This is a genomic window from Streptomyces sp. NPDC044064, from assembly GCF_056434245.1.
The window spans coordinates 115,073-137,165 of sequence record NZ_JBWKFN010000021.1 but is presented as its reverse complement, the minus strand read 5'-3'; the positions used below and the strand labels follow the sequence as shown (position 1 = coordinate 137,165).

The 22,093-nt window shown below is 71.7% G+C and carries 23 protein-coding genes; 9 read left to right on the top strand and 14 right to left on the bottom strand.

The window, feature by feature from the left end:
- Positions 1 to 55: 55 nt before the first annotated feature.
- From AC07DS_RS30525 to mshD, 5 genes are all read right to left on the bottom strand, one after another.
- Complete coding sequence (locus AC07DS_RS30525; protein WP_479150446.1) at positions 56 to 913, bottom strand: hypothetical protein; 858 nt, start codon at positions 911 to 913, stop codon at positions 56 to 58.
- On the bottom strand, positions 910 to 1,923 hold the full coding sequence (locus AC07DS_RS30520) for an ABC transporter permease (protein WP_479150444.1): 1,014 nt from the start codon (positions 1,921 to 1,923) through the stop codon (positions 910 to 912). The genes AC07DS_RS30525 and AC07DS_RS30520 overlap by 4 nt, the downstream gene beginning before the upstream one ends.
- Entirely contained in the window at positions 1,920 to 2,816 is an 897-nt protein-coding gene (locus tag AC07DS_RS30515; protein ID WP_479150442.1) for an ABC transporter ATP-binding protein, read from the bottom strand. Before AC07DS_RS30515 ends, AC07DS_RS30520 begins: the two co-directional genes overlap by 4 nt.
- Entirely contained in the window at positions 2,813 to 3,199 is a 387-nt protein-coding gene (locus tag AC07DS_RS30510) for a GntR family transcriptional regulator (protein WP_145875831.1), read from the bottom strand. The genes AC07DS_RS30515 and AC07DS_RS30510 overlap by 4 nt, the downstream gene beginning before the upstream one ends.
- 92 nt (positions 3,200 to 3,291) lie before the next feature.
- Entirely contained in the window at positions 3,292 to 4,218 is a 927-nt protein-coding gene (gene mshD, locus AC07DS_RS30505) for a mycothiol synthase (protein ID WP_479150438.1), read from the bottom strand.
- Positions 4,219 to 4,387: 169 nt separating this feature from the next.
- Between mshD and AC07DS_RS30500 the strand changes: the two genes are divergently transcribed.
- The 3 genes from AC07DS_RS30500 to AC07DS_RS30490 all read left to right on the top strand — a co-directional run bounded on the left by AC07DS_RS30500 (position 4,388) and on the right by AC07DS_RS30490 (position 8,334).
- The gene (locus AC07DS_RS30500) at positions 4,388 to 6,181 is read left to right on the top strand and encodes a bifunctional metallophosphatase/5'-nucleotidase (RefSeq protein ID WP_479150436.1); all 1,794 of its coding nucleotides are present in this window, start codon (positions 4,388 to 4,390) and stop codon (positions 6,179 to 6,181) included.
- 153 nt (positions 6,182 to 6,334) lie between these two features.
- The gene (locus AC07DS_RS30495) at positions 6,335 to 6,457 is read left to right on the top strand and encodes a hypothetical protein (protein ID WP_479150434.1); all 123 of its coding nucleotides are present in this window, start codon (positions 6,335 to 6,337) and stop codon (positions 6,455 to 6,457) included.
- A gap of 95 nt (positions 6,458 to 6,552) precedes the next feature.
- Complete coding sequence (locus AC07DS_RS30490; RefSeq protein ID WP_479150433.1) at positions 6,553 to 8,334, top strand: ABC transporter ATP-binding protein; 1,782 nt, start codon at positions 6,553 to 6,555, stop codon at positions 8,332 to 8,334.
- 11 nt (positions 8,335 to 8,345) lie between these two features.
- Here AC07DS_RS30490 and AC07DS_RS30485 read toward each other — a convergent pair whose 3' ends face one another.
- The 9 genes from AC07DS_RS30485 to AC07DS_RS30445 all read right to left on the bottom strand — a co-directional run bounded on the left by AC07DS_RS30485 (position 8,346) and on the right by AC07DS_RS30445 (position 17,197).
- Positions 8,346 to 9,068 carry a hypothetical protein gene (locus tag AC07DS_RS30485; RefSeq protein WP_479150432.1) on the bottom strand — a complete coding sequence of 241 codons (723 nt, stop codon included), beginning with the start codon at positions 9,066 to 9,068 and terminating at the stop codon, positions 8,346 to 8,348.
- Positions 9,069 to 9,093: 25 nt separating this feature from the next.
- Positions 9,094 to 10,218, bottom strand: a complete 1,125-nt coding sequence (locus AC07DS_RS30480) for a tetratricopeptide repeat protein (protein ID WP_479150430.1) — start codon at positions 10,216 to 10,218, stop codon at positions 9,094 to 9,096.
- Positions 10,215 to 11,483: an ATP-binding protein gene (locus AC07DS_RS30475; RefSeq protein ID WP_479150428.1), complete on the bottom strand. Its 1,269-nt coding sequence runs from the start codon at positions 11,481 to 11,483 to the stop codon at positions 10,215 to 10,217. The genes AC07DS_RS30480 and AC07DS_RS30475 overlap by 4 nt, the downstream gene beginning before the upstream one ends.
- 112 nt (positions 11,484 to 11,595) lie before the next feature.
- On the bottom strand, positions 11,596 to 13,080 hold the full coding sequence (locus AC07DS_RS30470; protein WP_479150426.1) for a sensor histidine kinase: 1,485 nt from the start codon (positions 13,078 to 13,080) through the stop codon (positions 11,596 to 11,598).
- Positions 13,077 to 13,811 carry a response regulator transcription factor gene (locus tag AC07DS_RS30465; protein ID WP_479150424.1) on the bottom strand — a complete coding sequence of 245 codons (735 nt, stop codon included), beginning with the start codon at positions 13,809 to 13,811 and terminating at the stop codon, positions 13,077 to 13,079. Before AC07DS_RS30465 ends, AC07DS_RS30470 begins: the two co-directional genes overlap by 4 nt.
- Before the next feature lie 87 nt (positions 13,812 to 13,898).
- A complete protein-coding gene (locus AC07DS_RS30460; protein ID WP_479150422.1) occupies positions 13,899 to 14,123 on the bottom strand; it encodes a hypothetical protein in 225 nt (74 codons plus the stop codon).
- A 28-nt stretch (positions 14,124 to 14,151) separates the two neighbouring features.
- A complete protein-coding gene (locus AC07DS_RS30455) occupies positions 14,152 to 15,165 on the bottom strand; it encodes a S1C family serine protease (RefSeq protein WP_479150421.1) in 1,014 nt (337 codons plus the stop codon).
- Positions 15,166 to 15,297: 132 nt separating this feature from the next.
- A complete protein-coding gene (locus AC07DS_RS30450) occupies positions 15,298 to 16,320 on the bottom strand; it encodes a LacI family DNA-binding transcriptional regulator (protein WP_479150420.1) in 1,023 nt (340 codons plus the stop codon).
- A gap of 97 nt (positions 16,321 to 16,417) precedes the next feature.
- Entirely contained in the window at positions 16,418 to 17,197 is a 780-nt protein-coding gene (locus AC07DS_RS30445; RefSeq protein WP_479150418.1) for a winged helix-turn-helix transcriptional regulator, read from the bottom strand.
- A gap of 181 nt (positions 17,198 to 17,378) precedes the next feature.
- On the opposite strand from AC07DS_RS30445, the gene AC07DS_RS30440 reads away from it, so the two are divergent.
- The 6 genes from AC07DS_RS30440 to AC07DS_RS30415 all read left to right on the top strand — a co-directional run bounded on the left by AC07DS_RS30440 (position 17,379) and on the right by AC07DS_RS30415 (position 22,080).
- Positions 17,379 to 18,251 (top strand): alpha/beta hydrolase, encoded by an 873-nt coding sequence (locus tag AC07DS_RS30440; protein WP_479150416.1) that lies wholly within the window; start codon positions 17,379 to 17,381, stop codon positions 18,249 to 18,251.
- A gap of 59 nt (positions 18,252 to 18,310) precedes the next feature.
- Positions 18,311 to 18,565, top strand: coding sequence for a MoaD/ThiS family protein (locus tag AC07DS_RS30435; protein WP_145875854.1), 255 nt, complete (start codon positions 18,311 to 18,313; stop codon positions 18,563 to 18,565).
- Positions 18,566 to 18,569: 4 nt separating this feature from the next.
- On the top strand, positions 18,570 to 19,796 hold the full coding sequence (locus AC07DS_RS30430) for a hypothetical protein (RefSeq protein ID WP_479150414.1): 1,227 nt from the start codon (positions 18,570 to 18,572) through the stop codon (positions 19,794 to 19,796).
- A 288-nt stretch (positions 19,797 to 20,084) separates the two neighbouring features.
- A complete protein-coding gene (locus AC07DS_RS30425) occupies positions 20,085 to 20,822 on the top strand; it encodes an LmeA family phospholipid-binding protein (RefSeq protein WP_479150412.1) in 738 nt (245 codons plus the stop codon).
- Positions 20,823 to 21,021: 199 nt separating this feature from the next.
- Complete coding sequence (locus tag AC07DS_RS30420; protein WP_350751515.1) at positions 21,022 to 21,102, top strand: Ms5788A family Cys-rich leader peptide; 81 nt, start codon at positions 21,022 to 21,024, stop codon at positions 21,100 to 21,102.
- Between the two features lie 132 nt (positions 21,103 to 21,234).
- A complete protein-coding gene (locus AC07DS_RS30415; protein ID WP_468813233.1) occupies positions 21,235 to 22,080 on the top strand; it encodes a sulfurtransferase in 846 nt (281 codons plus the stop codon).
- Positions 22,081 to 22,093: the final 13 nt, after the last annotated feature.

The window sequence follows — 22,093 nt, the reverse complement described above, 5'->3', positions numbered from 1 at the left end:
GTGGAAGGGACGTACGGGACCGAAGGGGCGTACGGAGCCCCGGTTCGCCCCGGTGTCAGGCCGCCCGGCGGCGCAGCACCGCGTACGCGGCGGCGGTGGTCAGTGCCGCCGCGGTCAGGACGATGCCGGTCTCCACCCACTGGATCGCCCAGAAGTGGGACGCGGGGTGGTAGACGGCGAAATAGCCGTCGGCGTTCCGTCCCCAGTGCACGCGCCAGACGTTGTCGGCCAGGTCCGGCTCGCCGCGTGAGGTGAGGGTGACAGCGGGCCACAGGTCGGCGCGGTAGCGGGTGAGCAGGAAGTTGAGCAGCCACATCGCGGCGAACGCGCCGCCGAGCGAGGCCAGGGTGCGGCGCAGCAGCAGCGCGGCGAGCGCGCCGACGGCGAGGGCGCACAGGCCGTACGCCACCGTGAGCGGGCCGCGGGCCACGATGATGTCGCTCTGGTACCACTGGGTGAGGGGGATCAGGTCCTCGTTGGCCGACCAGCCCCAGCGGAAGACGAGGACCAGGGCGAGTCCTCCGGCGGCGACGGCCGCGGCCGACAGGGCCAGCTTGGCGGTCAGCCAGCGCACCGGGGTGACGCCCTGCGTCCAGGCCAGCCGTGCCGTACCGGACTCCAGTTCGCGGCCGACGAGCGCGCCGCCCGCGAAGGCGGCGACGGCGAGGAAGGTGTAGCAGATGAGGGTGCCGATCCAGCCGAGCGTGTTGCCGTAGTCGAAGCTGTCGAAGGCGTCGATGCACACGTCCGCGTGGGCGCAGGCCCGCTCGGCCCTGCGGGTGGCGGGCGCGGTGACCTCGTCGAGGTACACCAGCCAGCCGATCAGGCCGGCGACGACGGCGGCCCAGGCCAGCAGGGCGGTGCGGTGCAGCCGCAGCACGGTGCGGGGCAGGCCCTGGACGGCGGCGCTCATGCGGCGGCCTCCGTGGCGAGCCGGAGTGCGCCGGTGAGGCGGCGGAGCACGAGGAACGCGGCCACCGTGAACACTCCGGCAAGGGCCAGGACCAGGGCGCTGGTGGTCAGCTGGAGCGGCCAGTAGTGCGTGTCGGGGTGGTAGGTGTAGTAGAAGCCGACGCCACCCCGCTTCTCGAAGAGCCTCCGGCAGCCCTCCCACGTGCCCGTGTAGCAGCGGGGCTCGGGGATGTGGCCGCCGGTGCGCGTGACCAGGCCCTGGTCGACGCCCAGGCCGGCGGAGGAGTCGCCGAAGCCGTGCCCGAAGCCCGTCACGCGGGTGACGGTCGGCCACAGGTGCGGCATGACCCACTGGGCGAGCCCCCACAGGCCCGCGACGGCGACGACGGAGGTGGCCAGCGCGGGCAGGGCGCGGCGCAGGGCAAGGCCCGCCAGGGCGCCCACGGCCAGGGCGGCCAGCGCCAGGACGACGATGGTGGGGCCGTTGGTCTGGAAGGTCCACACGTCCCACTGGCTCTTGACCGTGTCGACGCGGCCGCGAGCGGCCACCCACGCCCGGTCGTGCAGGAACGCCAGCAGGCCCGTCCCCGCGGTGACCGCGGCGGCCGGCAGCGCCAGCCTGGTCGCCAGCCAGCGGGCCGGGGTGACGCCCTGGGCCCAGGCCAGCCGTGCGGTGCCGGACTCCAGCTCGCGGCCGGTGAGGGCGGCGCCCGCCCAGGCCGCGACCAGGAGCGGCAGCGCGGCGAGGGAGAACGTGAGGTAGTTGTAGGTGTCCTTGTAGCGCAGGATCGCGTCCTGGTCGTAGGCGCACTTCTCGGACCAGTGGCAGGCCTTGTACTGCCGCCAGCCGTCCGCCGCCGCGTCGGTGAGCGGTCCCCCGAGCCACAGCAGCAGGGCGGCGCCGAGGACGGCCAGGCCTGCCCAGACGAGCAGCTCCGGCCGGTGCAGGCGCAGGACCCAGCGGGCGAGGTGCGGGCGCCGGACGGCCGCCGGTGTCGTCGCGGCGGTCACGCGGCACTCTCCCGGGTGACGGCCGGTGCGGCACCGAGCGCGGGCGCCTCGGGGTTGCGCAGGTGGGCGAGGACCAGTTCCTCCAGTGAGGGCGTCGAGGTGCGCAGGTCGCCGGGGAGCGGTCCGGCCGGGCGGACCAGCGCGGTCAGCTGGCGGCCGGTGACCCGGGACTCGACCACGGTGTGCCTGCTCAGATCGGTGGACTCGGCGGCCCCGCTGACCCTCAGGTGGGTGGCGAGCAGGTCGTCGATCTCGCCGGCGAGGCGGATGCGGCCGCCGCCGACCAGCAGCAGGTGGTCGCAGGAGTCCTCCAGCTCGGCCACCACGTGCGAGGACATGACAATGGTGGTGCCGTACTGCGCGGCCTCGGCCATCAGGGTGCCCATCAGCTCGTGCCGGGCCAGCGGGTCGAGATCGGCCATCGGCTCGTCCAGCAGCAGCAGTTCGGGCCGCTTGCCGAGCGCGAGGGCGAGGGCGACGCGGGTGCGCTGTCCGCCGGACAGGGACCGTATGCGGGACCTCGGGTTCAGGTCGCCGCCGGCCACGATCTGCTCGGCGGTGGCCGCGTCCCAGCGCTCGGGGTTGAGATCGGCGCCCATTCGCAGCGTCTCGGCGACGGTGAGCTGCGGGTACAGCGGCTTGTCCTGGGCGACGAAGCCGACCCGGGCGCGGGCCCCGGCGGGCGTGCTGCCCAGTACCGTGAGCCGGCCCTCGGTGGGCGGGAGCAGTCCGGCGGCGAGGGCGAGCAGGGTCGACTTGCCGGCGCCGTTGGGTCCGACGAGGGCACACACCCGCCCGGCGGGCAGCCGGAACGCGAACTCGCGCAGCGCCCAGCCTCCCCTGCGCCCGAAGCGCTTGCCGAGGCCGGTGGCCTCGAGAGCCGTGTCGCTCATGAACGTTCTCCCTGGAAGTGCGTGTCGAGTACGGCGGTGAAGAGGGCCGCCACGTCGTCCCGGTCCAGCCCCGCCTCGACGGCCCGCGCCGCCCACCCCTCCAGCTCCGCCCGCAGGGGGGAGTCGGCGGGGGCGGCGCCCAGGGACCGTCGGACGAAGGTGCCGAGCCCGCGCCGAGCCTCGACCAGACCCTCCCGCTCCAGCTCGCGGTAGGCCTTGAGGACGGTGTTGGGGTTGATGGCGGTGGCCTCGACGACCTCGCGGGCCGTCGGCAGCCGGTCGCCGGGCTGCAGCAGGCCCAGGCGGAGGGCCTGTTTGGTCTGCTGGACGATCTGGACGTAGGTGGCGACACCGCTGTGCCGGTCGATGCGGAATTCGACCACGCGCTGAACCACCCTTTCACTAATTGAGTAGTGAAAGGGTGGTGCAAGAGAGGGGCGGCCGTCAAGACGGCCGCCCCTAGTGCGGGGTTATGTCACGTTTCTGCGCGGTACATCAGGTCGGTCTCGTGCGTGCCGAACCCCAGCCGCTCGTACACCGACACCGCGGCCTTGTTGTCCGCGTCGACGTACAGCATCGCCGTCGGCAGTCCCTGGGCGGCCAGATGGCGCAGGCCGATCGTGGTCAGGGCCTTGCCGAGGCCGCCGCCCTGCTCGCCCGGGCGAACCCCGAGCACGTACACCTCGCCGAGCCCCTCCTCGGCGTGCACCTTGGTCCAGTGGAAGCCGACCAGCTCCCCGGCCCGCTCGGCGAGGAAGAACCCGGCCGGGTCGAACCACGGTTCGGCCTTGCGGTCGTTCAGGTCGCGCTGGGTCAGCGAGCCCTGCTCCGGGTGGTGCGCGAAGGCGGCCGCGTTGACGGCGAGCCAGGCCGCGTCGTCCTTGCCGGACTCGAAGGCGCGCACGCTCACGCCCGGCGGCAGCACCGGATCGGGCAGTTCCAGATCGGTCAACGACCGCCGCATCTGCCGCAGTTCACGGAAGAGGGTCAGTCCGAGCACCTGGGCGAGGTGCCGGGCGGCGGAGTGCCCGCCGTGCGCCCATACCCGCAGCCGCTTGCCCGAGGCGGCGAGCAGGGCCGAGCCCAGCGCCCGCCCGTGCCCGTGCCCGCGATGCGCGGGGTGGACGACCAGTTCGGCGGCCGGCGCCTCGACCGGGTCGGTGTCCTCCAGCTGGGCGTAGCCGACGAGTTCGTCCCCGACGGTCAGCAGCAGATGCGACACTCCGGGGCGGGCGCCCCCGCGCAGCTGCAACCGCCCCTGCTCGGACACGGGCTGCTGCCCGTCGACACGGGCGGCCTCGGAGAGCAGCCCGAGCACGGCCTCGGCCCGGTCCGGGTCGAGTGCGGAGAAGGTCTCGATGGAGCGGGAGGGGGAGGGCCGTACGGCGTCGTCGCTGCTCATGCGTACGAGGGTACGGGGCGGGCGGGCCGAAGTGCCGACAGCGAAGCACGTAAAGGAATCACCAAAGGGAAACCAGGACGTAACCACGAACCCCCTGTCGCGCTACGCGCGTTGACCCTAGGCTGCGCCGGAACGGCCACTCGCCACAGCCGACCCACAGGGGGGTCCCATGCCAGCCGCGCCCCGGCGCACCGGACGTCGTACCTACGCCTTCCTCGGCGCGACCGCGGCTCTCGCCACGGCCGCCGCCCTGGCCGCCGCGCTTCCCGCGCAGGCCCACGGGGGCAGGGGACATCACCCGCTGCCGAGCCGCTACCAGGACGTTCAGCTCCTGTCCTTCAACGACCTGCACGGCAACCTCGAACCCCCGTCGGGCTCCTCCGGCCGGGTCACCGAACTCCAGCCGGACGGTACGACGAAGACGGTCGACGCGGGGGGCGTCGAGTACCTCGCCACGCACCTGCGCAAGGCCCGCCAGGGGCACCCGTACTCCATCACCGCGGCCGGCGGCGACATGGTCGGTGCCTCCCCGCTGCTGTCCGGTCTCTTCCACGACGAGCCCACCGTCGAGGCGCTCAACAAGCTGGACCTGGACGTCACCTCGGTCGGCAACCACGAGTTCGACGAGGGCGCACGGGAACTGGCCCGCCTGCAGAACGGCGGCTGCCACCCCACGGACGGCTGCTACAACGACGAGGAGTTCGAGGGCGCGGACTTCCCGTACCTGGCCGCGAACGTCCAGGACGAGAAGACCGGCAAGCCGATCCTGAAGCCGTACTGGGTCTGGAAGAAGAAGGACGTACGGATCGGCTTCATCGGCGTCACGCTCGAGGGCACCCCGGGCATCGTCTCCGCCGACGGCGTCAAGGGGCTCGCCTTCAAGGACGAGGTCGAGACGATCAACAAGTACGCCAAGGTGCTGCAGCGCCAGGGCGTCCAGTCGATCGTGGCCCTGATCCACGAGGGCGGCTTCCCGGCCTCGGGCGCGTACAACTACAACTGTGACTCCGCGGGTGCGGGTTCCGGCATCTCGGGCCCGATCGTCGACATCGCGAAGAACGTGACCCCGGCGGTCGACGCCCTGGTCACCGGCCACACCCACCAGGCCTACGTCTGCACGGTCCCCGACCCGTCGGGCAAGCCCCGCATGGTCACCTCGGCGGCCTCCTTCGGCCGCCTGTACACCGACACCACGCTGACGTACGACCGCTTCACCGGCGACATCGCGCGTACCGCCGTGAAGTCCGCGAACCACGTGGTCACCCGGGACGTCCCGAAGGCCCCGGACATGACGGACCTGATCTCCCGCTGGAACACCCTGGCGGCACCCATCGGCAACCGCGCCATCGGCTACATCTCGGCCGACGTCAACAACACCGGCACCGAGTCCCCGATGGGCGACCTGATCGCCGACGCGCAGCTCGCCCACGGCCGGGAGCTGGACCCGAGGACCAGCCTCGCCCTGATGAACCCGGGCGGCGTGCGGGCGGGTCTGACCTACCAGGCCAAGGGCGCCGAGGGCGACGGGGTCGTCACCTACGCCGAGGGCTTCACCGTCCAGCCCTTCGCCAACACCGTGAACCTCCAGGACTTCACCGGCGCCCAGCTGATCCAGGTGCTCAAGGAGCAGGTGAGCGGGGCGAACGCGGCGGCCCCGAAGATCCTGCAGCCTTCGGCGGGTCTGACGTACACGCTGGACATGACGAAGACCGGCGCCGACCGCGTGGTCACCGGCTCCATCCGGCTGAACGGCGCGCCGGTCGACCCGGCGGCCACCTACCGCGTCGCCACCAACAGCTTCCTGGCGGGCGGCGGCGACGGCTTCCCGACCCTCGGTCAGGGCACCGGTGACCTGGTGGGCGGGGACGACCTGGCCGCGCTGGAGAAGTACCTGACGGCGCACTCGTCGGCCGGCTCGCCCCTCGCGCCTCCGGCCGCGGACCGGATCACCGTCGTGCAGTAAAATCTGTGTGAATGGCACCGCGGTTCCGAAATAGCCCTGAGAATTTCTCTCAGGGCTATTTCATTGAGGTCTCATCGGAATTGGCATTTTCCTGCTTTCGGGACCCGTAATGTTTTCCGTGTCGAAACCGAACGGCACCGAAAGGAAAAGCCAATGTCTTTCCACAGGATCGCTCCCGTGAAGAAGCACCACAAGCCCGCCCCCGCCCCGAAGAAGCCGGCCCCGAAGAAGCCGGAGCCCGCGCCGAAGCGCCGGCCGGTCGGTGGCAAGGGCTGAGACAGCACGCCGCGAGGCGGGGCCGCCCGGTGGCGCGTGGACGCACCGGTGCCCCCGCCTCGGCCATGTCCACAGCTGTGGAGGAGGAGTTGTCGATGGTGAGGGAAGCCCGCGAGGCCTTCCGCCGGTTCTGGCCGCTGACCCGCGGGGACCGCAGGTGGCTGGTGGCGATCGTGGCGTGCGTGGTGGTCGCCGCGGTCGCGGAGACCTCGGCGGTCCTGCTGTTCGCCGAGTTGACCGACCACGCCCTGAAGTCCGGTTCAGTGGCCGCCTTCTGGGGGCCGGCCGGTGCCTGGCTCGGGGTGGCCGCACTCGCCGCGCTGGTGGGCTACCTCGGCAACTCCCTCGCCACCTGGACCGCCGAGAGATTCGTACTCCGGCTGCGGGCGGCCGTCTTCCGGCATGTACAGGACCTGCCCCCGCATTTCTTCCAGAAGCACCGGCAGGGGGATCTGGTCGAACGGCTCACCGGGGACGTCGAATCCATCGAGCAGTTGGTGGTGTCGGGTGTCGTGGGGGCCGTCTCCGCCGCCTTCTCCGCCGTTTTCTACGCGTGCGCCGCCTTCTGGCTGCGCTGGGACCTGGCGCTCGCCGCCTTCGTCCTCGCGCCCCTGTTCCTGCTCGCCGCCCGCCGCTTCTCCGGCCGTATCCAGCAGGCGTCCAGGGACGGGCGGGCCGCGGACGGCGCGATCACCTCGGTGGTGGAGGAGTCACTGGGCAACATCGTGCTCACCCAGGCCTACAACCGGCAGCGGGACGAGGAGCGGCGGCTCGACCGCGAGGCCCGCTCCTGGATGCGGGCCAGTGTGCGCGGGGCGCGGCTGAGCGAGATGTACGAGCAGTTCGTCGAGGTCGTCGAGACGGTGTGCGTGCTCGCCGTGATCGGGCTCGGGGTGTGGGAGATCTCCGCCGGGCGGATGAGCCTCGGTCAACTGCTCGCCTTCGCCGCCTTTCTCGGCTACCTGTACCCGCCGGTCCGCAGCCTCGGACAGCTCGGGCTCACCGTCACCGCGGCCACCGCCGGCGCGCAGCGCATCGGGGAGATCCTGGAGGCCGAGCCCGCCGTCACCGACCCCGCCGAACCCGTGGCCGCGTGGCCGGTGCGCGGGTGGGTCGGCTTCCACGGGGTGTCCTTCCGCTACCCGGAGTCCCGCCGCGCCTGTCTGCGGGACGTGAGCCTCACCGCCGGTCCGGGCGAGCTGGTCCTGGTCACCGGCGCGAGCGGCGCCGGAAAGTCCACCCTCGCCAAGCTCCTCACCCGCTTCTACGACCCCTCGGCCGGCGTGATCACTCTGGACGGCGTCCCCCTCACCGACGTACCGCTGCACTTCCTGCGCGAGCAGGTCGCCCTGCTGCCGCAGCAGACGCTGATCCTCAACGGCACCATCCGCGAGAACATCGGCTGCGGCCGCCCCGGCGCCACCGGCACCGAGATCGAGCAGGCGGCCCGGGACGCGGCGGCCCACGACTTCGTCGCCGCCCTGCCCGAGGGCTACGACACACACATCGCCCCGGGCACGGCAGCCCTCTCCGGCGGTCAGCTCCAGCGCATCGCCATCGCCCGCGCGATGCTGCGCGCCGCCCCGGTCCTGGTCCTGGACGAGCCCACGGCGGGACTGGACGCGGTGGCCGCCCGTCAGGTCGTACAGCCCCTGCGCCGCCTGATGGCCGGCCGCACGACCATCATGATCACGCACGACCTGAGCCTCGCCCCGGACGCCGACCGCATCCTGGTCGTCGACCACGGCCGCCTGGTGGAGGCGGGTACACACGGGGAACTGCTCGCCCGGGGCGGCGCCTACGCGCGCCTGGCGTCACCGCTGCCGGAGGCGGCCGCGACACCGGCACCGGAGCGGACGATGGTCCTACGCCGGTAGGCGGCCACCGCTCAGGGATGTTGCAGCGTCTTGGGGACCTGGGACTCCCAGCGCCAGTTCAGCAGTGCGGCGAGCACCGCGAACGTGCCCAGCGGAAGCCACAGGAACAGCAGGAGCGTGGGCGGGTGGTCCGTGGTGAACAGGAACGCCACCCACAGCAGGAAGCCGCAGCCCACGGCGACGACCCCGCCGACGGACGCCCGCTCCCACGCCTTGCGGTGCCCGGTCCGCCGTCGGATCAGCGCCTCCACCTGCGGCCGCCGCTCCCAGCCGGCGCCGCGGTGCAGGGCGGCGGCCTCGCGCAGCGCGGCGACCTCGGCGGGCACGTCGTCCAGTTGCCAGTCGTCCAGATGCGGCAGCACGAACCGGCGGCCTTCGGTGTCGTACAGGTACGTGAGCCACTTGCGGGCGGACGCGGGGGCCTTCGGAACCGGCTCGGCCCGGATGTCGTAGATCTCGTGCCAGGCCCGGCCGCGTTCGGTCACCGCCCGTCGTGCGGTGATCCCCCGGGCCCCGACGAGGGTGCGGCCGCGCAGCAAGTACAGCCCCATCTTGACGAACAGCACGACGTACAACGCGGCGAGTGACACCGGAACCCATGAGGGCGTGCTGTGCTGCCGCCACAGCTGGATGACGCCGTTCAGGCCGAGCAGCCCCATGCCGAGGACGAAGGAGCGCGGTGTCTTCCTGCGCTTGCGGTACTCGCGTTCGATCCCGCCGCCGTACGTGTCCACGCCCTGCCCGCCTCCGTGTGCCGCCTCAGGTCCGCTTCCGCCGGTCGAACCAGATCGTGGCCGCCGTCGGCACCAGCCCCGCCCAGAAGATGATCTGCGGCACGGCCCGGTCCGTCCATGGGATCTGCGTGAGAAGCAGGGCACAGAACATCGCCCAGGCGGCCTGGCCCAGGACGATGCGGGGCCAGCGGCGGCGGTTGATCAGGGAGCGGAGGTTGTAGCGGACTCCCATGCGCAGCCGGCGGTAGCGCAGCAGGGCACCCACGGCCCAGACGGCGGCCATGGGGACGAGGTCCCACATGCGCTGGCCCGGGGGGAGCGGCAGGGCGCGCTGTGTGTGGCCGTCGGTGGCGAAGAGGTCGAGTCCGGCGGCGGCGAGGCCGACGCACAGCACGGCGAGCCAGCGCACTCCGCGCAGCAGCCGGTACGAGGCGTCGTCCAGGCCCTGTTGCATGGGCGCCGAGTCCGGGGCGGCGGCGAGGGCGTCGGCGTAGAGCGTGGCGGCCTCGGCGGCCTTGACGCCGGGTGCGGCGGCGGCCTTCCTGGTCTGCCGGGCCAGCGCCTGCCGGTGGTTCGGGTCGAGCCGGAGGATGGCCCGGTCCATCTCGTCGGCGACGGTCCGGTCGCCGCCCATGTCGGCGATCAGCCACGCCACCTCGTAGGGAAACACCTCCTCGGGCCCCAGGCGGATGGCCTGCCGGGCCAGTTCGGCCGACTCCTGGAGGAAGCGGTCCATGGCCTCGCGGGTGACCTCCCCGCCGTTGGCCTGCCCGAACTGGATGATCCTGATGCGGAACAGCCAGTTGGCGAGCATCGCGTACCCGTACCAGTACTCGGGCGCGAGCCGGATGACCTCGCGCAGAACGCCCTCGGTCTCCGGGAAGCGGCCGCCCACCGCCTGCAGGACGCGGGCGTGCTGGATGAGCGCCGCGATGTCCTCGGGGTCGAGCGCGAGCGCGCGTTCGGTCGCCTCCAGCGCCTGGCCGGCCTCGTTCTCCAGGGCGAGATGGCACCGTGCGAGCCTCACCCAGGCCCGGACGTCCTCCGGGTCCTCGGCGAGCCGCTGTCCGAGCAGCTCCTTGGCCTCGTCGTACCGCTCCAGTTCGAAGAGCATGTCGGCCCGCTCCAGGGCGGGGTGCACGGCGGTCACAGCTTGCGCCTCTTCTTCAGATAGGCGATCAGGTCGTCATACATGCCGCCCTCGTTGGCGAACATGGCCACGTTCCGGGCGGAGGTGAACCACGGCTCGGCCGACGGGCTGATCTCCTTGGCCGCACCGAGCAGATCCTTCATGCCGATCAGGCGGACGGTGCCGGTGCGGGCCGAGTCGAGCAGCGCACGCTCGGCGGCCGCCTCGCAGAGATGAGCGAGGTCGGCGCCGGACAGGCCGTCGGTGACCTTGGCCAGCTTGGCCAGGTCGATGTTCTCGATGGGGCGTTCGCGCAGGTGGTAGCGGAGGATCGCCTCGCGGGCCGGGGCGTCCGGCGGCAGCACGAGCAGGGTGCGGTCGAGCCGGCCGGGGCGGCGCAGCGCGTTGTCCACGTCCCAGGGGACGTTGGTGGCCGCGAGTACGAACACGCCCTCGTTGGCGGCGGAGTCGATGCCGTCCAGCTCGGTGAGCAGCTGGTTGACGGTGTTGCGCATGCCGCTGTGCGCGGTACGGCTGCGCTTGGCGCCGAGCGCGTCCAGCTCGTCCAGGAAGACCACGCAGGGGGCCTGCCGGCGGGCGGTCTGGAAGATCTCGTGCATGTTGCGCTCGGAGTTGCCCATCCACATGTCGAGCACGTCGTTGACCGACACGGACAGGAAACCGGCGCCGAGTTCACCGGCGACCGCCCGCGCGATGAACGTCTTCCCACAGCCGGGCGGACCGTACAGCAGCAGTCCGCCGCGCAGGCTCTTGCCGTACAGCCTGCGCAGCTCGGGGTTGCGCAGCGGTGCGAGGAAGGCGGCCTCCAGGCGGTCCTTGACCTCCTGCATCCCGCCGACGTCGGCGAGCCGCACCCCGCCGGGCCGCTCGACGTCCCACGCCTCGGCCTCCCCGGGGTCGTCGTCGCCGTCGGCCCGGGCCGGTGCCTCGGTGAAGCGGGGCGGTACGGCATCCCCGACCTGCTGCTCGGCGGCCTGCCAGTCGAACCCGTTCCGGGCCCCGGGGGCAGCTGCGGCCCGGTCGGCCGAGGCAGGTGCGGCGGGCGGGGCCTGCTGCTGCGGTACACCCATGGCGCGGGCCATGAGCTGCCGCGCCTGCTCGTCCCCCGGCGCGTGCTGCAACGCGAACGCCACCTCGGCGACGGCGGCGTCCGGCCGGCCGTCGTTCAGCAGCAGCTCGGCGAGGTGCAGCCGCAGGGGTACGTCGGCGGGTGTGGCGGCAACTGCCGTACGCAGGCTGCGAATCAGTGGGGAGTCTTCCGGCATGGGCCATACCCTACGGACCCTTGCGGCCCCGCCTTCGGCCAGGAGGCGGCAGGCGGGCAGGGCGGTGGCGGCGGCCTTCGGCCGGGTGCCGGCACCGAAGAGGTCGTAGGTCCTACCGGTCGGCGGATTCCGGCGGAGCCGTGGGCGCGCCCGGCAGCCGTACCGTCGCCACCGTGCCGCCGCCGTCCGCCCGGGCGAGGGTGACCTCGCCGCCTGCCTGCTGGACCGTGCGGGCCACGATGGACAGGCCGAGGCCCGAGCCCGGCAGGGCCCGCGCGCTGGGGGAGCGCCAGAAGCGGTCGAAGACGTGCGGCAGTTCGTCGGCGGGGATGCCGGGGCCGTGGTCGCGTACGGTCAGGACGCCGTCGGTCAGCTGGACGTCGATCGCGCCGCCGTCGGGGCTGAACTTCACCGCGTTGTCGAGGACGTTGACGATCGCCCGCTCCAGGGCGGAGGGCTCCGCGCGTACGAACCAGGGCTTCAGGTCCGCCGTGATCGTCAGCTCCGGTCCGCGCAGCCGGGCCCGGTGCAGGGCGGCCTCGACGGTGTCCTGGAAGGCGATGACCTGGACGCGTTCGCCGCGCTGGCCCTCCGAGCGGGACAGCTCCTGCAGGTCGCCGATCAGGGCGGCCAGCTCCGTCATCTGCGCCTTCACCGAGGCGAGGAGCGCCTTGCGGTCCTCCGGGGGGATCGGGCGGCCCGTCTCCTCGCTGCGGGTGAGCAGTTCGATGTTGGTGCGCAGGGAGGTGAGGGGGGTGCGCAGTTCATGGCCGGCGTCCGCGATGAGCTGCTGCTGCAGGTCGCGTGAGCCGGCCAGGGCGGTGGTCATCGAGTTGAAGGAGCGGGAGAGCCGGGCGACCTCGTCCTCGCTGTCGTCCTCCACGGGGATGCGGACACTCAGGTCCTCGGTCCGTGCGACGTGTTCGACGGCCTCCGTGAGCTTGTCGACCGGCCGCAGTCCCGCACGGGCCACCGCGAGGCCCGCCGCACCGGCCCCGACCACTCCGATACCGGAGACGACGAGGAGGATCAGCGCGAGGTCGTTGAGCGTGTTCTGGGTGTTCTTCAGCGGTATCGCGACCTGGAGAGCCGTGTCCGGGTACGGCTTGGGCGGAGTGCCCAGACCGTCGGTGACGGTCAGGGGCTGGGTCAGCACGCGTACGGCGTTGCCCTCGGAGTCGGTGCCGTTGCGCGTGAGGAACTTCATGTGCAGTACGCCGTCGCGGGCGGCCGCGTCGGCGATGACGGCGATGTCGGAGGCGGTGGTCCGCACCCGGCCCGCGGAGTTCGCGAACACACAGGCGGTGCCGTCCCGCTTCATGAGCTGGTAGTAGCTGCTGTGGATGTGGAAGCCGCCGAGGTCGGACCCGCTCGGCTTCTGCGGGCACGACTCCAGAGTGGACATCGCGTCCCCCCACCGCTGCGGCGAGGAGGCCTTCTGCAGGTCGTTGTCGACCTGGTCGTAGAGCTTGCGCTCCACGATGAACCAGCACGTGACCGAGACCGCGGCCACCGCGAACGCCACCGCCGACGCCACCAGCATCGCCAGTCGCGCCCGGATCGGCAGGGCCCGGTACCTGCGGACGAGCTTGTTCACTCCGCGCCGCCCTGACGAAGGACGTACCCCACGCCCCGGACCGTGTGCACGAGCCGCAGCTCGCCGCCGGCCTCCGTCTTGCGGCGCAGGTACATGACATAGACGTCCAGGGAGTTGGACGACGGCTCGAAGTCGAAGCCCCACACCGCCTTGAGGATCTGCTCGCGGGTGAGGACCTGGCGCGGGTGGGCCATGAACATCTCCAGCAGGGTGAACTCCGTGCGGGTCAGTTCGACCTGGCGGCCACCCCGGGTGACCTCGCGCGTCGCGAGGTCCATGCGTAGGTCGGCGAAGGTCAGCGCCTCGTCCTCTTGGGCCTCGGCGGACACGGCCGACGCGTAGGTGCTGCGGCGCAGCAGGGCGCGGATGCGGGCGAAGAGTTCGTCCAGCTCGAAGGGCTTGACCAGGTAGTCGTCGGCCCCGGCGTCCAGGCCCGTCACCCGGTCGCCGACCGTGTCGCGGGCCGTGAGCATGAGGATCGGGGTCGTGTCGCCGGCGCCCCGGATGCGGCGGGCGGCGGTCAGGCCGTCCATGCGGGGCATCTGGATGTCCAGGACGACCAGGTCGGGCCGGTAGGCCTGGGCCTTGTCCAGCGCGTCCGCGCCGTCGACGGCGACCTGCGTGTCGTACCCCTCGAACGCGAGGCTGCGCTGGAGTGCCTCGCGGACGGCGGGCTCGTCGTCGACGATCAGGATGCGCTGGGGGTCACGGTCGCCTTCGGCGGGGCTCATCGCTCGCGTTCCTCGGGGTGCGGTGGGTCGTGGACGGGTGTCTCTCAGCCTCGCACGAGTCGGGGCCGCCGGGCAGGTGCGCCGGGCTCAGACGCCCAGTGTGCTCAGCTCGCTGATCGCGGAGAGGCGGCGCAGCGGCACCTTGTGGCGGTGCGGGCGGTCGGCGGAGGTGCGCAGGCCCATCAGCTGGGGGACGGGCGGCACCTCTGGGGCCCGCGGGGCCGGCGTGTGCAGTGCGTGCGCGACCGAGAGGGCCAGGACGAGGTCGGCCGGACCGGTGCCGGCGGCCTGGTGGGAAACCTGCTTGATCATGACGTACTCCCTCGTGCCCCGCGGGGGCTCAGCTGGTGGAGCCCGCCCGCAGCTTGGCCAGGTCGGACTTGACGGTGTTGACGGGGATCGCGAAGCCCAGGCCGATGCTGCCCGCGTCGGAGGACGACGAGGACTGCGAACTCGACGAGTACATCGCGGAGTTGATGCCGATGATGTGGCCGCTCGCGTCGATCAGCGCGCCACCGGAGTTGCCGGGGTTCAGCGAGGCGTCCGTCTGGATCGCCTTGTAGGTGGTCGTGGACGAGCCGGTGTCGCCGTTGAACTGGCGGCCGCCGAACTGGAACGGCCACTGTCCGTCGCCGCCCTGGTTCTGGCCCTGGTTCTCGTCCGTGGAGACGGTCACGTCACGGGCGAGCGCGGAGACGATGCCGCTGGTGACGGTGCCGGTCAGGCCCTCGGGGGAGCCGATCGCCACGACCGAGTCGCCGACCTGGACGCCGGAGGAGTCGCCGAGCGAGGCGGCCTTCAGACCGGAGGCGCCCTTCAGCTTGATCAGCGCGAGGTCCTTGGAGCTGTCGGTGCCGACGATCTCGGCGGTGTAGCTCTTGCCGTCGCTGGTGCGCACCTTGACGGAGGTGGCGCCGGAGACGACGTGGTTGTTGGTGACGATCTCGCCGTCACCGGTGATGACCACGCCGGAGCCGGTGGACGAGCCGCTGCCGAGCGTCGCCCGGATCTCGACCACGCTCGGGCTGACCGCTGCGGCGATCGCGGCGACGTCGCCCTTCTTGCTGGAGGGGACCACCGTGGTGGTCGTACCGGTGGAGGCGACCGTGTCCTTGCCGGTCAGCTCCTGGAAGGCGTAGGCCGTGCCGCCGCCGACCGCGGCGGCGACGATGGCCACCGCCGCGAGCAGCCCCATCGGGCCTCGGGTGCGCTTGCGCCTCGGTACGGCGCCGGGCTCGGGAGCCGGCATCGTGGCCGTCGGGGGCTCGTACGGCGGCGGGGGCGGCCATTCGGGGTTCACGGGAGCGGAGTAGCTGTGCTGCTGCGGGCTGTATGCGCCCTGGCTCTCGGTCATGACAAGAGGATGTCCCGCAACCATGAGAGCTTCCTGAGTGCTCCCTGAGAAGCCCGGCAGAACCTCGTTCGCCCGATATAAAGAGACCTCCCGCGCCTGGGGCCGGGCTCTCACGAGCCCTTCATGAAGGGCTCAGACGCAGCCGCAGCTCGTGCGGACCACGAGCCGGGACGGGAAGGTCTTCAGCCGCTCGCGCCGCGAGCCCGCCACCCTGAGCCCGTCGTCCAGGACCAGGTCCACCGCGGCCCGGGCCATCGCCGAGCGGTCCGAGGCGATCGTCGTCAGCGGCGGGTCGGCGAGTGCCGCCTCCTTGATGTCGTCGAACCCGGCCACCGCCAGCTCGCCGGGCACGTCGATGCGCAGCTCGCGCGCGGCCCGCAGCAGGCCGATCGCCTGGTCGTCGGTGGAGCAGAAGACCGCGGGCGGCCGGTTCGGACCGGACAGGACCTCCAGGGCCACGCGGTAGGCGTCGTAGCGGTTGTACGGCGCCTCGAACAGCCGGCCCTCGGTGGAGATGCCCGCCTCGGCCATGGCCCGCTTCCAGCCCTCGACGTGGTCGGAGACCGGGTCGCCCACGGCCGGCGTCTCGGCCATGCCGCCCATACAGGCGACGTACTCGTAGCCGTGCTCCAGCAGGTGCCGTACGGCGTGCTGGGCGCCGCCTAGGTCGTCGGTGACGACGGCGACGTCGTCGATGGCCTCCGGGCGCTCGTGCAGCAGCACCACCCGGGCGTCCCAGGCCTCGATCTCGGCGGCCGCGAGGTCGTTCAGCGCGTGGCTGACCAGGATCAGGCCCGACACCCGCATACCGAGGAACGCGCGCAGATAGTGCACCTCGCGTTCGCCGATGTAATCGGTGTTGCCGACGAGCACCATCTTTCCGCGCTCGGACGCGGCCTGCTCGACCGCGTGGGCCATCTCGCCGAAGAAGGGCTGGCGGGCGTCCGGGATGATCAGGCCTATGAGGTCGGTGCGCCGCGACGCCATCGCCTGGGCGACCCGGTCGGGCCGGTACCCCAGCTCCTTGATCGCGGCGAGGACACGCTCGCGCGTGGCCGGGGCGACCGGCCGGGGTCCGTTGTTGATGACATAACTGACGACGGCGGTGGAGGTCCCAGCCAGCCGTGCCACATCATCCCGAGTCACCTTGGCCACGCGCGGAGTCTACGCGGATGGACCCGCTCTGGGCAGGGCGTATCGCATGCCGACTGTGCGGTAGCAATGCCCTGCACAAGCGGTTCCCGTGCCTCCGCTATGCGTCCGCGTGGACCTCGGACCCGTCCAGGACAGCGGATGTGTCCGCATCTTCCGCCTTTGCCCGGTCCGCCTTGGCCTTGGAGTCGTCACCGGACCGGTCGCCTTTTTCAGGCGTAACGAATCGATAACCGACGTTCCGGACGGTCCCGATCAGCGACTCGTGCTCGGGGCCGAGCTTGGCGCGCAGCCGCCGTACGTGCACGTCGACGGTCCGGGTGCCACCGAAGTAGTCGTAGCCCCACACCTCCTGCAGCAGCTGGGCGCGGGTGAAGACCCGGCCCGGGTGCTGGGCGAGGTACTTGAGGAGTTCGAACTCCTTGAAGGTGAGGTCCAGGACCCGGCCCTTGAGCTTGGCCGAGTAGGTCGCCTCGTCCACGGACAGGTCGCCGTTGCGGATCTCCATCGGGGAGTCGTCGTTGACGATCTGCTGCCGGCCCATCGCGAGCCGGAGCCGGGCCTCGACCTCGGCCGGGCCCGCGGTGTCGAGCAGCACGTCGTCGATGCCCCAGTCGGCGGTGACGGCGGCCAGGCCGCCCTCGGTGACGACCAGGAGAAGGGGGCAGCCTGGGCCGGTCGAGCGCAGCAGCTGACAGAGGCTGCGCACCTGCGGCAGGTCGCGGCGGCCGTCGATGAGGATGACGTCGGCGCCCGGGGTGTCGACCAGGGCGGGGCCCTCGGCCGGGGCGACCCGCACGTTGTGCAGGAGCAGACCGAGCGCGGGCAGCACCTCCGTCGACGGCTGGAGGGCGTTGGTCAGGAGCAGCAGAGAACTCATACGTCTGGTTCCTCCTCGGTCCCTGCGAGGACGTGTGCGGTACGGCACTGCTCTGCGATCCCGAAGGCCCCGTACACCCACGGTCACCTGAGGTTTCCCGCTTCGTATACAACGCTTCCGAAAGCACAAAAGGACCCGGGGGCTACGCTGCCCGAGTCCTCTGCCCAGCAGAATAGCCCACATGAGCAACCGTCCGGCAGGTCATACGGCACGTTCCACCGATCGTCCGAATCCCGAGACAGGCACACGGGGCTCTAACAGGACGTTTCTGTGCACGGCCGACGGAGTTCCGGTCGATTCCGTATACAACCCGGCCGCGGTCGTATACGAAGCGGCGCCGGACACCTCATGTCCACCCTCCCGCGACCTGGTGTTCGTGATCGCCCACGGCTTCACCGGGGACGTGGACCGGCCGCATGTACGAAGGGTGGCGGGCGTGCTCGCCCGTTACGGCGCCGTCGTCACCTTCTCCTTCCGGGGCCACGGTGCCTCGGGCGGCCGGTCCACGGTCGGCGACAAGGAGGTGCTGGACCTGGCCGCCGCGGTGGAGTGGGCGCGCGGCCACGGGCACGCGCGCGTGGTGACCGTCGGCTTCTCCATGGGCGGCTCGGTGGTGCTGCGGTACGCGGCCCTGTACCCGGGCACGGTCGACGCGGTGGTCTCGGTCAGTGCCCCCGCGCGCTGGTACTACCGGGGCACCGCCCCCATGCGCCGGCTGCACTGGCTGGTCACCCGCCCCGAGGGCCGCCTGGTCGGCCGCTACGGCCTGCGCACCCGCATCCACCACCGCGAGTGGAACCCGATCCCGCTCTCCCCGGTGCAGGCGGTCCCGAGGATCGCGCCCACCCCGCTGCTCATCGTGCACGGCGACCGCGACGGCTACTTCCCGCTCGATCACCCCCGGATGCTCGCCGAGGCCGCCGGGGACCACGCAGAACTCTGGCTGGAGCCCGGCATGGGCCACGCCGAGCACGCGGCGGGCGAGGCCCTGCTGGCCCGGATCGGCGACTGGGCCGTCGGGCACGCGCGTTCCGGCGCCGCCGGGGTGCCTTAGCCTGACACCGTCCGTCCCTAGTCTCTTGTCAGTTCTCCTGCCGTCGATTGAGGAACCAGATGCCCAAGGTCACGGTCCGCTACTGGGCCGCTGCCAAGGCCGCGGCCCAGGTCGCCGAGGAGCCGTACGACGCGGCCACCCTCGCCGACGCGCTCGCCGCGGTGCGTGAGCAACACCCCGGTGAACTCACGCGCGTCCTGCAGCGATGCTCCTTCATCGTCGACGGTCACCCCGTGGGAACCCGCGCGCATGAGACGGTACGGCTGGCCGAGGGCGGCACGGTCGAGGTGCTCCCGCCGTTCGCAGGAGGATGAGGCGTTGAGCGACCAGCCGTATCAGGGCGGGCCGTACGAGGGGTACGAGGGTTACGACCCGTACGGACAGCACCAGAACCAGAACCGGCAACACCAGCAGCACCAGGCGGCTGGGCAGGCCTGGCCCGGGCAGCAGCCCCAGGCCGGGTACGACCAGTACGGCGACGGGCAGGGCCAGTACGCCGACGCGTACCCGCACACGGGGTACGACCCGCAGGACACCCAGCAGTGGCAGGGCCAGACCTGGGAGACGCAGACGCACGGGCACGTGCACGCGGCGGAGCCGGCGTACCTGCCGGCGCAGGAGCCGTTCACCCCGCAGGCACCGGCCGCCGAGCCCCGGCAGTACCAGCAGCAGCCCGCGCAGCAGCAGTACCAGCAGCCGCAGCCGCAGCCGCAGCCGCAGCCCACGCCCGGGCCCGAGGCCGAGGCGGATACCGCCTACGGCCCCTCCACCCTCGCCGGCAACTCCCGCATCACCGACGCGCAGCGGGCCCGTCTGGAGGGCCGCTCGCCGGTCATCGAGCCCGGTATGCAGCCGGCGCTGCTCACCGCCGGGCTCGGCCTGCTCCTGGCCGCGACGGCCCCCGTCGCCTCGTACGCCCTCGTCGTACCGCTGGTGCTGCTCCAGGCCGTGACGGCGGCGGGCTGGTTCCGGCTGAACGGCATGTGGCCCGCCCGCCAGGGCATCGCGCTGGCCTTCCTGGGCGCGCTCACCGCGGACGTGGCGGTGCTGGCCGCGGGCCGCGAGAACGCGCCGGCCGCGATCCTCGGCCCCCTCGGCCTCTGGGTACTGCTGTCCCTGGTCCTCCAGCTGCGCTCGCACGCCTCGCCGGACGAGCGGATGTACGGCCTGATGGCGACCGTCGCCTCCTCGTCCCTCGCGGTCCTGGCGACGGGGTACCTGGCTGCCGACCCGCACGCGGTCTCGGTGGGCGCGGCGTCGGTGGCCGTGGCCATCCTGGCCCGCGCGCTGCCGCTGCCGACCCCGGCGTCCGTCGTGGTCTCGGTGCTGGCCGCAGCGGGCGCGGGCATCGCGGTGGGCGGCATGACGGGCCTCGGCGCGAAGGGCTCCGCCCTGGGAGCGGCGGCCGCGGTCTGCGCCCTGATCGGCCACAGGGTCGCCAGCTACGACTACCCGTCCCGCTTCGTCCACTTCACGGCGGGCGTGGCGCTTCCGCTGTCGGCGGCGGCGCCTGTTGTCTGGGTACTGGGCCGAGCCCTGGGCTAGGCGCCGCCGGGCTGGGAGCGTCCCCGGCTGCAGGTGCGTTGTGGCTGGTCGCGCAGTTCCCCGCGCCCCTTGGGAAGGTTGCGCTGACCGACCTCAAGGGGCGCGGGGAACTGCGCGAACAACCCCCACGCACCCGTACCCGGCGACGCACCCGCACTCCTAACGGCGAAACCCCGCCCTCACCCCACGGCGCCCTGTCACAAGTGATCGACAAACAGAACCCGGCCGAGCCCCGCAGGGTTACCGTGGCGTAGCTGGACACCGTCGCCGACCCGGGGGAACCTCCACATGCGCGCCCTGCGAATAATCCTGATCCTCGTCGTGATCCTGGGCGGGCTCTTTGTGATCGTCGACCGCGTCGCCGTGCACTTCGCCGAGGGGGAGGCCGCGGACAAGCTGAGGGCGACCGAGAACCTGGCGTCGACCCCGGACGTGGACATCAAGGGCTTCCCCTTCCTCACCCAGGTCGCGGGCGGCTCCCTGGACGACGTCGAGGTCGGCATCAAGGACTACGAGGCGGCCACCGGCACCGACGGCAAGACCATCCGCATCGACGGCCTCAAGGCCGACATGAAGGGCGTGGACTTCTCCGGCGACTACAGCTCCGCCACCGCGGCGACCGCCAGCGGTACCGCGACGATCTCGTACGACGAGCTGCTGAAGACCGCCAAGTCCGAGCCCACCGAGGTCGCCCCGGGGATCACCGCCCGGGTCGTGGGTCTCTCCGACGGCGGCAACGGCAAGATCAAGGTCATGGTGGAGGGGACCGTCGCGTCGGTCGGGCTCAAGCAGACGGTGCCCGTCCTCAGCTCGGTGACCGTCGAGAACGACAAGGTCCGGGTGCACGCGGACAGCCTGCCCAAGCTGGGCGCCGCCGCGATCGCCGAGAACCGCATCCGCCAGATCACCGACTTCCAGCAGGCCGTCGACCAGCTGCCCGGCGGCATCAAGCTGGACAAGGTGCAGGCCGCCCAGAACGGCGTGGAGATCAGCGTGAAGGGTTCGAACGTCCGGCTGGCTGGGTAGTACGACAGCCGACCGAACGGCGGGTGTCCGACAGGCGAGACGCCCCCGTCCGCACCGTAGATGCACTGACCGGCACAAGCGCCCGGAGGCCGTCCCACGACGCCCCGGGCGCTTTCTGTATCCCAATATTCGGACGATCTCGTCTCACAGTCCGACACGCCGGTGACACGCCCGCCCGTACGTCCCTACGATCGGGGCCATGAAGCGACAGGCGGATCTCACGAAGCGGCGGGCAGTCGACCTGTGCCGCGTTGCCGCCATGCTCTGTCGCCCCTTCTGAGCGAAAGTCCCCGACTTCCGCATCTCACCCCTGCCCTGCTGGAAGGGCACCCGTGCGCCTCCGGACGAACCGGAGCCGTACCCGTACGCATTTCGCACGCCTCGCCGTAACTGCCCCGGAGGAGAGAAGAGCATGAGCCGCAGCGACGTCCTCGTCGACGCCGACTGGGTCCAGGACAACCTGGACAACCCTGGCATCGCGATCGTGGAGGTGGACGAGGACACGTCCGCCTACGAGAAGAACCACATCAAGAACGCGATCCGCATCGACTGGACCAAGGACCTGCAGGACCCGGTCCGCCGCGACTTCATCGACCAGGAGGGCTTCGAGAAGCTCCTGTCGAAGAAGGGCATCGCCAACGACACGCTGGTGATCCTCTACGGCGGCAACAACAACTGGTTCGCGTCGTACGCCTACTGGTACTTCAAGCTCTACGGCCACGAGAACGTCAAGCTCCTCGACGGCGGCCGCAAGAAGTGGGAGCTGGACGCCCGCGAGCTGGTCGACGGCGCCGACGTGCCCGAGCGCGCCGCGACCGACTACCGGGCCAAGGCCCAGGACACCTCGATCCGCGCCTTCCGCGACGACGTCGTGGCGGCCATCGGCTCGCAGAACCTCGTCGACGTCCGCTCGCCCGACGAGTTCTCCGGCAAGCTGCTCGCCCCGGCCCACCTCCCGCAGGAGCAGTCGCAGCGTCCGGGCCACGTCCCGACCGCCCGCAACATCCCGTGGTCGAAGAACGCCAACGACGACGGCACCTTCAAGTCGGACGACGCGCTCAAGGAGCTCTACGCCGACGAGCAGGTGGACCTCGCCAAGGACACGATCGCCTACTGCCGCATCGGTGAGCGCTCGGCCCTGACCTGGTTCGTGCTGCACGAGCTGCTCGGCGTCCAGAACGTCAAGAACTACGACGGCTCCTGGACCGAGTACGGCTCCCTCGTCGGCGTGCCGATCGAGCTCGGCGCCAACAAGTAACCCACCGACCGAC